Source organism: Alteromonas gilva (assembly GCF_028595265.1).
Classification (GTDB): domain Bacteria; phylum Pseudomonadota; class Gammaproteobacteria; order Enterobacterales; family Alteromonadaceae; genus Alteromonas; species Alteromonas gilva.
This window is the reverse complement of sequence record NZ_JAQQXP010000001.1, coordinates 2,835,636-2,848,597: the sequence shown is the minus strand read 5'-3', so window position 1 is coordinate 2,848,597 and position 12,962 is coordinate 2,835,636. Positions and strand designations below refer to the sequence as shown.

The window sequence follows — 12,962 nt, the reverse complement described above, 5'->3', positions numbered from 1 at the left end:
CGACAGCCTCGCTGAGTGCATCAAGTGAGCGGATCACGGGCGGGCCAACGGAAACAACAATAACGTAGGGAAAGCTAATGATAGAAATATCGCAATTGGCAAAAAAATTCGCCGTAGAGAATCCTAAAAAGCTGAGTGAACAGGAAAAAAAGGATCCTCGTTTAAAAGGTAAATTTTTCCATTCTGTGCAGGATGTGTCTTTTTACTGTGAATCGGGAGAAGTGCTGGGGTTACTCGGCCCCAATGGTGCTGGCAAAACAACCACTTTACGCATGCTCTCCACAGCATTAACCCCTGATAGCGGTGAGATCGTCATCAATGGCACCAATGTGGTTAAAAAGCCAGTGGTAGCGAGGCAAATGATTGGTTTTTTGTCGGGCTCAACCGGCTTGTACGGGCGGTTAACGGGGCGGGAGAATATTGCCTATTTTGGCCAGCTACACGGCATGTCGCCGGATAAAATCGACCAGAAGATTGAAGAATTGGCCGACATTCTAGACATGAGAACTTTTTTGGATCGTCGTTGCGAGAACTTCTCTACCGGCATGAAGCAAAAAACCGCTATCGCCCGCGCTGTGGTGCATGATCCAAAGGTGGTGATCCTGGATGAGCCTACCACCGGGCTCGATATTATGGCGGCACAAACCGTGCTCGATTTTATTCGTCGTCTCAAAGATCAGGGTGTGCCGGTGATCTTTTCTACTCACCATCTCGATGAAGTGGCCGAGCTGTGTGACCGGGTAACCGTTATCCATCATGGCCGAAGCCACTTTTCAGATTCTTTTGACCAGTTTAAAGCACAGGTGCCAGGTTCGCTGCATCAGTCATTCATGCATGTTATTAATCAGGGAGCGTAAGTTATGTGGATTGTCATGCTAAAAGAAATTAAAGAGCTATTGCGCGACCGCAAAACACTGTTCTTTATGGTTGCACTGCCCATTCTGGTGTTTCCGCTCATTATTGGCCTTGTGATGTTTATGGCAGGCAAGGCCGTCGACAAAGCCGAAAGCAAAGTCCTCGACTATGCGGTGGTGGGAGCGCAGTTCGCCCCGGCACTGGTCGAAGAGTTATCGGCGTCTGACTTATTTAACCAGGTCGCTATTGAAGAAGGTGCCGACGTGACGGCGTTTGTGAAGTCTGAACAGGCTGATTTTGTGCTGGTAATTCCGGAGAATTTCAGTGACGACGCGCTGGCCAGTGGTCAGATTGAACTGACGCTCTATCTGAACGACGCCGGCTTAAATATGGTGCACCGTCGGCTGGATAAAATTGTTGATACCTTTGCCGATGCCAGTCAGCAAAAAGCGTTTGTCACCCTTGGGCTTAATGAATCGCAGCAAGCAGCACTGGTTGATCCGATCGTGATCACCAAAGTGAATGTGGCTGATAAGCGGGAAAACTGGGGCGAAAAAATTGGTGGTATGTTCCCTTACCTGATATTTATGCTGTGTTTGCAGGGCGCTATGATCCCGGCTACTGACTTAGGCGCTGGTGAAAAGGAACGGGGCACACTGGAAACGCTGCTCATCTCACCAATCGAGCGGCATAAACTGGTATTGGGTAAATTCTTTACTATTGCGCTGGCGGGGGCAACCTCTGCATTGATTACCGTGACCAGTATCGCAATTTGGGGACTGGTTTTAGGCCAAAGTATGGCGCTGGAAGTGGTTGCTGAGTTTATGGGCGCCATTAACCCTATCGATTTTGTGCTGATGTTTTTGATGCTGGTGCCTATCGTGGCCATTTTCTCAGCGGTATTGTTGAGCTTGTCGATTTACGCGCGTAGCTTTAAAGAAGCACAGGGTTATATGACGCCGCTGGTGTTTGTGGTTATTGTGCCGGTGGTGTTAGCAATGTTGCCGGGTGTCGAGCTGAAAGGCGGCTGGGCCTGGGTGCCGTTAACCAATGTGGCGCTGGCCATTAAAGAGCTTATAAAGGGCACCATGGATTACTTCCAGTTGTTCGCTATCTTCTCGTCAACCGCGGCCATTGCCGGTGTACTGCTGTATTTCTGTGTATTTTGGTTTAACAAAGAGAAGGTGCTTTTCCGGTAATTGACCGTTAAGCACGCTAATGCCCCACGTTGCGTACCGATGAATATTGGTGCAAGTGGGGCTCAGTTATGATTAAGTGGCATTTTTAAACAGGTAAAACTCACCTTATCCCCGGCGCACTCTGTGCGCGGGGATTTTTTTTGTCTGTCAAACGCTCATTACCTAAATACCCCGGCGTCATCGACAAAACACATAGCAGTAAAGGGGAGGGGGCAAATCTCATTTATCCGCAATGGCGCTTAGCTGACGGCGCCATCTGAGTGTCTGTGCGGGGGAAGGCCGACATCCCGGGGGGAAGTCGACGTACAGGCTTTTAAGGCAATCAGGTGTACCAGGCCGGCAACAGGGCTTACAGGTACACCCAATTTAATAACGCGATGACAATGGAGGAATACACTAACGAAATAGGTGTGCCAAAGCGAATAAAGTGGCGAAAATTATAATTGGCGGCATTGAAAACCAGTAAATTGGTTTGGTAACCGTAAGGGGAGATAAAGCTGGCGCTGGCGGCAAAGGCAACGGCCAACGCAAATGGCAGTAAGGGCGCTCCGATTATCTCGACGAGTCCATACGCGAAGGGAAACATCAATGCTGCCGCGGCATTATTGGTAACAAACTCGGTCAGCAGCAGAGTCAGTACATATACCACAATAAGTGCTATCAGCCAGTTAGTATCGGCCAGGTAAGGCAGTAACAGTTTGGTTGATAGCGTAATGACGCCCGATTGCTGAAGCCCGCTCGCCAGGGTCAGGGCACCAACGATAACCACAATCAGGTTTAGCGGCAGGTTTCTTTTTAACTCGCCATTATTGGTGACTTTTGCGCCGAGTAATACCGCAGCAAAAAACAACAAACCAATCGCTAAGGGCACCAGTTCGGTGGCAGCCAGCAACACCGTAAGCAAAAAGCCACCCACTGTTACCCACTCCTGCGGCGTCGATAATGGCCGTGCAATACGTTGTTCAGAAAGAATAAAAAAGTTTTTGGTCAGGTTATGGCGGGTATGAAAATCGGGACCGGCCGCCAGCAATAAAAAGTCACCGGCCTGAAGCTTTATTTCACCGAGTTTACCGGATAGTTGTTCGCCATCGCGTCGAATCGCCACCACGGCAGCATCGAACAGGGCTCTGAAGCCCAGCGCCTTAATTGTACGACCAATAATTTGCGCCCGGTTAGACACTATCACTTCGGTGAGGTTTTCGCGCAGTATACCGTCGGCTTCTGCAAAGGTTGTTAACCCTTTAATGTGGCTTAAGGTATCAAGATGTTTAACATTGCCCGAAAATATCAGCTTGTCACCACCCTGAATGACCAGCTCCGGATTAACCGGACTAATGAGATTACCGTTACGTACCACTTCAACGAGGAACAGTTCCGGTAAATTACGTAAGTGGTTTTGCTCTACCGATTTACCGACCAGCTCAGAATCGTTGCTCACTTCGGCTTCGACGATATATTCACGATAATCACCTTGTTTGTTGGCGATAGCCGGTAATAAGGGCGTGAGCATAAACATCAGTACGCCGCAGCTTAAACCAGCCACCAGGCCAAACAGGGTAAAGTCGAGAAAACCAAAGCCGGGGTGTCCCTGCTCCTGTAAAAAACTGTCAACAATCAGGTTAGTAGAAGTACCAATAAGAGTAACAGTACCGCCCAAAATAGCCGCGTAAGATAACGGGATCAGCAACCGGGATGCAGCGTGATACTGATTTTGTTTTACCGGGCCAATTAAACTGGCGACAATGGCGGTGTTATTCAGCAGCGCTGATGAAAAGAATGTCAGGCCAAATAAACGCCAGTACGACTTAGCAAAGCTGGCCGTTATAAGCTTGCGACCAAGTCGTTTAATAAACGCGGTTTTGTCGATAGCACTGCTTACTACCAACAACAGAATAAGGGTAATGAGTCCTTTGTTTGTCAGATTATGAAGAATTTGATCGAAGGTAACCTGTTGGGTGATTAACAAACCCAATACCGTCAATGCAAATACAGTAGAAGGGCGCTGATTAGTAAAAATCAGCGCCCCGATGGTACCAAAGAAAAACGATAGTACCAGCAGCTGGTTGAGATCCATCTTGTGCGAACCCGCTCCTACAGCTTAGTGATGTCAGTAGCATTCCAGTGCGGGAAGTGCTTGCGTACCAGCTCATTAAATTCCAGCTCAAACGCTGAGAATTGTTGTGTAGCATGGTATTTATCCTGCGCCAGTTCGTCAATGATCATACCGGCACCAACGGTACCATTGGTCAGGCGGTCGATAACAATGAACGCGCCGGTAGCACGGTTTTTCTGATAGTTATCACACGGTACAGCCTGGTTAAACTTCAGGTCGACCACTGCAATCTCATTTAAGTTCATGTGCACGCCTTGTGTTTCTTCCAGGGTGTTAACATCAATTAAATGATCAATCTCGGCAACCGATCCCAGCGTTAACTGGCTGGCAAATTTAAACTGATATTGCTTGTTAGGCATCATCGGTTCATCGGCCATCCACACCAGGTGTGATTTGTACTGGGTGCTTAGCAGCGGCATGTTGTCTGATTTAACAATCATATCGCCACGGGAAATATCGATTTCGTCTTCCAGTGTCAGGGTGACGGCCAATGGCGGGTAGGCCACTTCCAGCTCACCATCAAAAGTCACAATGGATTTAACTTTTGATTTTTTACCTGACGGCAGGGCGGTAATCTCATCACCTGGTTTAATCTGACCAGAAACAACGGTACCGGCAAAACCGCGGAAATCAAGGTTTGGACGGTTTACGTACTGAACAGGGAAACGGAAATCTTCTGTATTGGCGTCTTTGGTGATTTCGATGTTTTCAAGCATCTCCATTAACGTGCCGCCGTCATACCAGGGTGTATGTTCACTCAGATTAACCACGTTGTCGCCTTCCAGTGCAGAAATCGGCACAAACTGAATATCCGGAATAGTTAACTGCTTAGAGAATTCCAGGAAGTCCGCCTGAATTTCTTTATACACTTCTTCACTGTAATTCATTAAGTCCATTTTATTAATGGCCACAATGACGTGCTTTATTCCCAGCAGTGACGCTAAAAATGAATGACGGCGAGTCTGGGTTTTTACCCCGGCACGAGCATCAACCATTAATATCGCCAAGTCACAGGTTGAAGCGCCGGTTACCATGTTTCGGGTGTACTGTTCGTGCCCAGGGGTGTCAGCAATAATAAACTTGCGTTTGTCGGTAGAGAAGTAGCGATAGGCTACGTCGATAGTAATACCTTGCTCACGCTCTGACTGCAAACCATCTACCAGCAGGGCTAAGTCGACTTTGTCGCCGGTGGTGCCCATTTTTTTGCTGTCCTGGGTAATGGCAGCTAACTGATCTTCAAAAATCATTTTTGAGTCATGTAACAAGCGGCCAATCAGGGTTGATTTACCATCGTCCACGCTACCGCAGGTTAAAAAACGCAGCAGATCTTTATGTTCGTGTTGGTCGAGATACGAAAGGATATCGTCTTTAAGTAATTGATTTTCGTTATTCATGCTTAGGCACTCACGAGGAAATAAGGGTTTAACACAGACTCTTCCTGATTATAGGTAAGAGGCTCGGCATCAGAATTAAGCGGATCGGCGGCATCAAGTACGGTGACATCTGCGCCAGCAGCCAGCGCTACAGCATGTGCAGCTCCGGTATCCCACTCAGATGTGGGCCCAAGTCGCGGATACAGGTGCGCCGCACCTTCAGCAACCAGGCACAGTTTTAACGAACTGCCCATTGCAACTAATTCGGTGTCGCCATCGAGTTGATCCAGCAGGTTTTTAATCTCCGGGCTTTGATGTGAGCGGCTGCCCACGACTTTCCAGACTTCACCAGGCTGATGCGGCTTAGCTGTGATTGCATTAATGCCATCAACCGTTTCGGTCCAGGCACCTTCGCCAACAATACCGATGTAGGATTTTTTCAAAACAGGGGCGTATACCACCCCCATTACCGGCTTACCGCCGTCTATCAAAGCGATATTGACGGTAAATTCGCCGTTCTTTTTAATAAATTCTTTGGTGCCGTCGAGCGGGTCAACTAACCAATACTGGTTCCAGGTTTTGCGCTCATCCCAGCTAATGTCTGCTGATTCTTCCGACAGAATAGGCAGTTCTGAAATAGCTTCAAGGCCAGCCACAATTGTGTTGTGTGCGGCTAAATCCGCTTCAGTTAACGGGCTGGTATCCTGTTTTTCGTAGATAGCAAAGTCACGGTCATAGATTTCCATGATTTTGTCACCGGCCTGTTTTGCGATGGCCAGCACTTGTAGTGCCAGCGGGTCCGAAATCGCCATTATAACAATCCTTTTTCTGCTAACAGTGTATACAGTCGTTCAGCGGTTTGTTCCGCTGGCTCGTCCTGATACTGCAAATGTACTTCTGGTGATTCGGGTGCTTCATAGGTCGAATCAATACCAGTGAAATGTTTAATTTCTCCACTGCGGGCTTTTTTGTATAAGCCCTTTGGATCGCGCTGTTCGCAAACCTCCAGTGGCGTATCAACAAACACTTCAATAAATTCATCGTCGGCCAGGAGCTTGCGGCAATAGTCGCGGTCTACCTGGAACGGAGAAATAAAAGCGGTTATCACCACCATGCCCGAATCGACAAAGAGCTTAGCTACTTCACTGATTCGACGAATATTTTCGACCCGATCTTTATCACTGAAGCCCAAATCACCGCATAAGCCGTGTCGAACATTGTCGCCATCGAGCAGGTAAGTATGTTTACCCAGTGCATGCAGCTTTTTCTCCAGTAAGTTAGCCATGGTTGACTTACCTGAGCCACTTAACCCCGTTAGCCACAATACCCGTGGCTTTTGTCCGAGGCTTTCTGCACGAGTTGACTTATTGATCTCGTGTTTATGCCAGACAACATTGGTGGTCATTAGAAGTACCCTTCCATTTTCTTTTTCTCCATGGAACCAGCGCTGTCGTGATCAATCACCCGGCCCTGACGCTCAGACGTTTTGGTCAGCAGCATTTCCTGGATAACTTCAGGTAATGTTGCTGCCGTTGACTCAACGGCTCCGGTTAACGGATAGCAGCCAAGGGTTCGGAAACGCACAGACTTCATTTCTGGTACTTCGCCTTCTTCCAGCGGCATGCGGTCGTCATCGACCATAATTAACACCCCATCGCGCTTAACAACCGGGCGCGGTTTGGCCAGATACAACTGAGGGATATCAATGTTTTCTTTATAGATATATTGCCAGATATCCAGCTCTGTCCAGTTTGACATGGGGAATACACGGATACTCTCGCCTTTATTAATTTGCGAGTTATAAATGTTCCACAGTTCCGGGCGCTGATTCTTTGGATCCCAGCGGTGGTTGCTGTCGCGGAATGAATACACGCGCTCTTTGGCACGTGATTTTTCTTCGTCACGACGAGCGCCACCAAAGGCGGCATCAAATTTATATTTATTTAACGCTTGCTTCAGAGCGGCGGTTTTCATCACATCAGTGTGCTTGGCACTGCCGTGGGTGAATGGACCCATGCCCATGTCGACCCCTTCCTGATTGATATGAACCAGCAAATCAAAGCCGTACTTTTTCGCTTGTTCATCACGAAACTTGATCATCTCCTGAAACTTCCAGGTGGTATCTACGTGTAACAGCGGGAAAGGAATTTTCCCCGGCGCAAAAGCTTTACGCGCTAAATGAAGCAAAACCGAGGAGTCCTTACCAACGGAATAAAGCATCACTGGATTTTCGAATTCAGCGGCGACTTCGCGAAAGATATGGATACTCTCGGCTTCGAGTTGTTTTAAGTGTGTAGTTGACGGGATACTTTCAGTCATTTGTCGAGTCCGAAGTTGAGGTTTATATACGAATTGATTATATGTATAGAACCCTAACATATTTAGGATTAAAAGTGCTATGTCATTTTGCTATTTGAAATAGTGTTTTTATTCCACAGTAACGTGTTTGTCACGAAGTCCCGGCGCGGTGGTTTAGCGGCAGCGATATAATGTGTCGTTGCAGGCCTTGCCAGCAATGGGCAAACGTATTGACAACGGCTTGTCGCACAGCAGCAGGTAGCGGTGTAAAAACGAGTATAGCGGAGGAGGGGAAACGAGCAGCACCATCAAATAATAAACCTGATGATACTGCTCCGATCAGTTATTGTCGCAACAGCAACTAAATAACGTTTCGCTGCTTATGCAGTTCCTGTTCAAATTTTGCGAAGGTTTCTTTTACGCTTTCGCGGGGCTGCGTGAACTTAGATACCACTAAAATGGCGAGCGTCGAAATTATAAAACCGGGCACAATTTCATACATCCAGTCACTTAAGGTTTGTCCTCCCACTGTCACCGGCAGGTAAATCCACAATAAGACTGTTAGCGCACCGCTTATCATGCCAGCAAACGCAGCTGCACGGGTCATGTGCCGGTCGAAAAGGCTAATGATAACCAGTGGGCCAAAGGCGGCACCAAAGCCAGCCCAGGCATTGCTCACGAGTGTCAGGATAGTACTGTCACGATCGTAAGCTAACGCAATCGCCACCGCCGCCACAATAATGACAGAGGCACGGCCAGCGATAACCAGCTCTGTTTGAGACGCGTTTTTGCGCAAAAACACCTGGTAAAAGTCACTGGTCAGAGAGCTCGAGGTAACCAGTAATTGCGATGAAATAGTACTCATGATGGCGGCCAGTATGGCGGCCAGTAAAAAACCACCGATGAGCGGGTGAAATAATAACTGCGACAGATAAATAAAAATGGTTTCCGGATCGATGCTGACGCCCGGCTGCTGGCTAACGTAGGCCAATCCGTAAAGGCCGGTAAATAATGCACCGATAATCGACATGATCATCCAGCTCATACCAATACGGCGTGCCGCAGGCACGTCTTTGACCGAGCGAATCGCCATAAAACGGACAATGATATGCGGTTGTCCAAAGTAGCCAAGTCCCCAGGCCAACAGCGATATAATACCGATGGTGGATAACGCGGTGTTAGTGGAAGCATCGGTAAACAAATCAAACATATTTGGGTTTATGTTATCGAGAATCGTGTTGGCCGCTGATAGCCCGCCTAAATCCATAACAACCACAATCGGCACCAGTATGAGCGACAGGAACATAATACAACCCTGCACAAAGTCGGTCATACTGACGGCCATAAACCCCCCGACCAGCGTGTAGGCAACGACAACACCTGCGGTCACATACAAGCCCAGCTCATAGCTTAAATTAAAGGACGTTTCGAATAACTTACCGCCTGCTACGACACCTGATGAGGTGTATAAAGTAAAAAAGATAACGATAACGATAGAGGCAATCACCCGGAGCATGCGGGAGTTATCGGCGAAGCGGTTCTCAAAATAGTCGGGTAGCGTAATGGCGTTGTTGGCCACTTCGGTATAGACCCGCAAACGCGGCGCAACCAGAATATAATTAAAAAATGCCCCGATGGTTAAACCGACGGCAATCCAGGCGGCCGAAATGCCCGCGACATACATGGCGCCTGGCAAACCCATCAGCATCCAGCCACTCATATCTGATGCACCGGCTGACAAGGCGGTAACCGCGGGGCCCAGTTTACGGCCACCCAACATGTAGCCTTCTACACTGGTGTCAGACTCTTTAAAGCTGTACCAGCCTATCCCTAACATCACCAGAAAATATAACCCCAACGAAATCATAGTGCCTATGGCCATTCGTGTTCCCTTCTCATTATTGTTTGTGTTGATGACTTTCCTCGCGCAGGCCCTTATGAGTTGCGGTAGAAAGCTTAGAGTAGAAGCCACTATAGCAGGATGCCTATCAAGAGGTAAGGCAGGGACGAATATTGGTCGTCAGGGTGCTGCGTTGCACAGGGTGTTCAATACGCAGTCATACTCTGTACTGTTGTGAGTGTATTCATATGAGAAGCGTTTTGGTCGTGCGGGGGAGCTTAATGTCTTTTGTATGGGTTAATTGAAGCCGTTATGCCCGTCAAACCGTTATTAAAAGCGGACTATCGCTTCACCCTTGCTGACGCATTTAAAGCTGAAGAACAGGCGCAGACCGACAGGCTAGCAGAGTTTCTGCATACCAATACCGGGTTTTTTAACAGGTGTTTTAGAGGGCAGGGTGACGTTTCACAACCTTATGATTTGTTTTCATTAAGTTGTGCTTGCGCCAGTGTTTCGGCAAAGTAGGTATTAAACAGCGTATCGAACTGACCGTTTTGGCTTGCTAATTTAAGGCCATTTGCAATCAGACCGTGCAAGCGGGTATTGGTGTTATGGGTAAAAAGTAGACCGCCTGAGGATAATACAGTGCAATGTGGGGTTCAGGAGTCAGATCTGGATACCCTGCTATTTTAAAGTTTCACTTTGGACTTCGATGAACGAGCGCGGCAGATAATCAGTTCGCCCTTTGATTAGCACGCCATAAGCCTGCTGGTCAATGAGTTTGCCGCTGCGGCTTTGCGGTAGTGATGGCACCTCAACATCGCTTAATTCATAGTCAACGCCCGAGTTGTCGAGTGCCAGCTTCAAATAAGTAAGGTGCTTACGGAATATTGTTTTCATACGGACGGAGCGAAATAGCGATTGGTTCTGTGGTGAACCAGTCGCGAAAGTATAACTAACCCGATGGTCAGCTGCTAGTCGGTTGTATACAAAGGGTACTCTAATGTGAAACACGCACCGCCTAACACACTCTCGCCGACCGTAGCAGTGCCGTTGTGCCAATGCTGAATACGCTGCACAATGGCCAGGCCTAATCCTGCGCCGCCGGTATAGCGAACCCGGCTGTTGTCGGGCCGGTAAAACGGGTCGAAAATACGTGATGCCAGGCTGGGGTCAATGCCTGCACCATCGTCATGGACGGCGATGGTAATGGTTTCGTCGTTGCCGCAAATATGAATATTAACGGTGGATTTTGCATGCCGTATAGCATTGTTGAGCAGGTTAGATACCGCCCGTTCTATAAAATGACCATCTCCACGCAGGGTAAGATCTTCGCCGGAAACGCTCAGTAGCCTGGTGGTTGTGGGCGCGAGTTTAGCAATGAGGTTTTCACACAAGGTCCGGGCAGGAATGTCGGCAATATTTAACTCCGGTGTCATGGCATCGTACTGGGTATATTCGAGCATTTCCTGCACCAGCCCCTCCAGCTCATCAAGGTCGGCTTGTATGCCTTTCCACGCCTGGCTGTTGGGTTGGGGCTGCATTTCAAGAGCAAACTTGAGCCTGGCAATGGGGGTTCGGAATTCATGGGCGACGGCGCCGGTAAGTTCACGCTGGTCGCGAAGTAAATTATGCACGCGCTCACTGAGCATATTGAGTCTGTTCGAGATGGGTTGCATAACGGAGCGCTTCTTCAAAGCGATCGAAAAGTTTTCTGGTTCTTGCCCTAAATGACTGACTTTGCGGGTCAGGTAAGAAAGGTCGCGCCACAACGGCCATAACCAAACGGCCAGTAGCACACCCAGCAACAGCAGGAATGCAGACAGGTACACCAGTAGATACGACGTGGATAGCTTTGAATGGGGCAAAGTAACCACGAGTAACTCCTCATTCCCCAGCGGCGCATAGATGAGTCTTGCCGTATCACTATAGAGCGTTACGCTGCGCCCTTCACTAAAGGCCTGACGCTCCTTCGCTGACCAGGCTGTTGACGCCATATTGCTTAGCTCATAGGGTATATTTTCACGTTTAAGCTTGGCCTGCAGCGTTGAAATATCGGTCGCCGCCAGCGGCAATACTGCTTCAGCCAGTGCGACTTCGGCGGGTTCCTGCGGCTCGGCGCGTGGCCACACCAGCTCCAACGTGCTGCTGATAAGCACCAGGGAGATGGCCATAAAAAGATAAAAGCTGACAAACAAACGTGTCATTCATCGTCCCACGCATCAGCCACAAAGAAAAAACCCTTACCCCAGATAGTTTTTATCCGGAAGGGGTTTTGCGGATCGTCTTTAAGCTTTTTACGCAGCCGTGAAATGCGCACATCCGCAGAGCGATCCAGTCCGTCGTATTCGCGACCAATCAGCTCTTTGTACAGGGTGGTTCGCTCTACAACCTGAGAGGCGTTATCGGCCAGCAAACATAGCATATCAAACTCATGACTGGTCAGCGGAATGTCTTCGCCACTCAGGTGCACTCTGCGCGAGAGTTTATCAATGCTTAAATTACCAAAGGAGATAACCGTGCCAGATCTGACTGGTGCTGATAGCGGGGCGCTTCGTCGCAACAACGCGTTGATCCGCGCCAGCAATACCCTGGGCTCTACTGGTTTTACCACATAGTCATCAGCGCCAATTTCGAGTCCGAGTACCTGATCGAAATTTTCACTCTTGGCCGTCATAAATAGCAATGGTCCGGTATAAAACTGGCGTAATTGCCGGCACAACATAAAGCCGTCATCTCCAGGCAGCATGACATCCAGAATCATCACATCAGGTTGTGCTTTTCTGACGTGCTCGATAAGCCCCTGACCGTTGGCAAACCGGGTAACGTTAAAATGATTGTTTTGCAGGTACTGACATACCAGTTCGGCCAGACGTTCGTCGTCCTCAACCAGCACAATGGTTTTCATCAGAATAAGCTCCAGGGGTTACGTACGCGCCGGCGCAACATTGTTGCACTGCGGTAACGAAGCTTCAGTAATGTCGACGTGCGAAAAGTATTATCTTCGTCAACCAGGGAAAGTACCGACTCAGTTTCTATTTTCACGTCCAGGGATTCGGGTAAATTGGCATATTGCCAGCAACCCAGGGAGGTGTCGTTTAAGATTACACAATAATCGCCGGGCGATAGCCGGGGGTAAACAATCGATAAAGACATTGCACAAACGTCGCCTTTTTCAGCCGTAATGCATTCACTGGGAGAAACAGAAAACGAAACATCATTGGCCAGTACATCCATGTGATATGCGCTGAGCAAAAAAATGAACAACCGCAAATAGCCCATCA

13 protein-coding genes are annotated in these 12,962 nt (G+C 48.5%); 3 read left to right on the top strand and 10 right to left on the bottom strand.

The annotated features are described in order from the left end of the window. The first annotated feature begins 77 nt into the window (after positions 1–77). Both OIK42_RS12605 and OIK42_RS12600 read left to right on the top strand, forming a co-directional pair. On the top strand, positions 78–857 hold the full coding sequence (locus OIK42_RS12605) for an ATP-binding cassette domain-containing protein (protein WP_273640999.1): 780 nt from the start codon (positions 78–80) through the stop codon (positions 855–857). Positions 858–860: 3 nt separating this feature from the next. Further along, positions 861–2,054 carry an ABC transporter permease gene (locus OIK42_RS12600; RefSeq protein ID WP_273640998.1) on the top strand — a complete coding sequence of 398 codons (1,194 nt, stop codon included), beginning with the start codon at positions 861–863 and terminating at the stop codon, positions 2,052–2,054. 349 nt (positions 2,055–2,403) lie between these two features. On the opposite strand, the gene OIK42_RS12595 is transcribed toward OIK42_RS12600, so the two are convergent. The 6 genes from OIK42_RS12595 to putP form a co-directional block, all read right to left on the bottom strand. Further along, a complete protein-coding gene (locus tag OIK42_RS12595) occupies positions 2,404–4,128 on the bottom strand; it encodes an SLC13 family permease (protein ID WP_273640997.1) in 1,725 nt (574 codons plus the stop codon). A gap of 17 nt (positions 4,129–4,145) precedes the next feature. Further along, entirely contained in the window at positions 4,146–5,561 is a 1,416-nt protein-coding gene (gene cysN / locus OIK42_RS12590) for a sulfate adenylyltransferase subunit CysN (RefSeq protein ID WP_273640995.1), read from the bottom strand. Positions 5,562–5,563: 2 nt separating this feature from the next. Next, the gene (gene cysQ / locus OIK42_RS12585; RefSeq protein ID WP_273640993.1) at positions 5,564–6,352 is read right to left on the bottom strand and encodes a 3'(2'),5'-bisphosphate nucleotidase CysQ; all 789 of its coding nucleotides are present in this window, start codon (positions 6,350–6,352) and stop codon (positions 5,564–5,566) included. Continuing rightward, positions 6,352–6,945 (bottom strand): adenylyl-sulfate kinase, encoded by a 594-nt coding sequence (gene cysC / locus OIK42_RS12580; protein ID WP_273640991.1) that lies wholly within the window; start codon positions 6,943–6,945, stop codon positions 6,352–6,354. Before cysC ends, cysQ begins: the two co-directional genes overlap by 1 nt. Then, positions 6,945–7,859, bottom strand: a complete 915-nt coding sequence (gene cysD / locus OIK42_RS12575; protein WP_273640989.1) for a sulfate adenylyltransferase subunit CysD — start codon at positions 7,857–7,859, stop codon at positions 6,945–6,947. Before cysD ends, cysC begins: the two co-directional genes overlap by 1 nt. A 340-nt stretch (positions 7,860–8,199) precedes the next feature. Further along, positions 8,200–9,720, bottom strand: a complete 1,521-nt coding sequence (putP, locus tag OIK42_RS12570; protein ID WP_273640987.1) for a sodium/proline symporter PutP — start codon at positions 9,718–9,720, stop codon at positions 8,200–8,202. Positions 9,721–9,966: 246 nt separating this feature from the next. On the opposite strand from putP, the gene OIK42_RS12565 reads away from it, so the two are divergent. Further along, the gene (locus tag OIK42_RS12565) at positions 9,967–10,203 is read left to right on the top strand and encodes a hypothetical protein (protein ID WP_273640985.1); all 237 of its coding nucleotides are present in this window, start codon (positions 9,967–9,969) and stop codon (positions 10,201–10,203) included. Between the two features lie 159 nt (positions 10,204–10,362). Here the strand turns inward: OIK42_RS12565 and OIK42_RS12560 are convergent, their stop codons facing one another. The 4 genes from OIK42_RS12560 to OIK42_RS12545 all read right to left on the bottom strand — a co-directional run bounded on the left by OIK42_RS12560 (position 10,363) and on the right by OIK42_RS12545 (position 12,960). Then, positions 10,363–10,578, bottom strand: a complete 216-nt coding sequence (locus OIK42_RS12560; RefSeq protein WP_273640984.1) for a hypothetical protein — start codon at positions 10,576–10,578, stop codon at positions 10,363–10,365. 74 nt (positions 10,579–10,652) lie between these two features. Beyond that, a complete protein-coding gene (locus OIK42_RS12555; protein WP_273640983.1) occupies positions 10,653–11,885 on the bottom strand; it encodes an ATP-binding protein in 1,233 nt (410 codons plus the stop codon). Further along, positions 11,882–12,586 carry a response regulator gene (locus tag OIK42_RS12550; RefSeq protein ID WP_273640981.1) on the bottom strand — a complete coding sequence of 235 codons (705 nt, stop codon included), beginning with the start codon at positions 12,584–12,586 and terminating at the stop codon, positions 11,882–11,884. The genes OIK42_RS12555 and OIK42_RS12550 overlap by 4 nt, the downstream gene beginning before the upstream one ends. Further along, positions 12,586–12,960 carry a DUF3019 domain-containing protein gene (locus OIK42_RS12545; protein ID WP_273640980.1) on the bottom strand — a complete coding sequence of 125 codons (375 nt, stop codon included), beginning with the start codon at positions 12,958–12,960 and terminating at the stop codon, positions 12,586–12,588. Before OIK42_RS12545 ends, OIK42_RS12550 begins: the two co-directional genes overlap by 1 nt. Positions 12,961–12,962 lie beyond the last annotated feature (2 nt).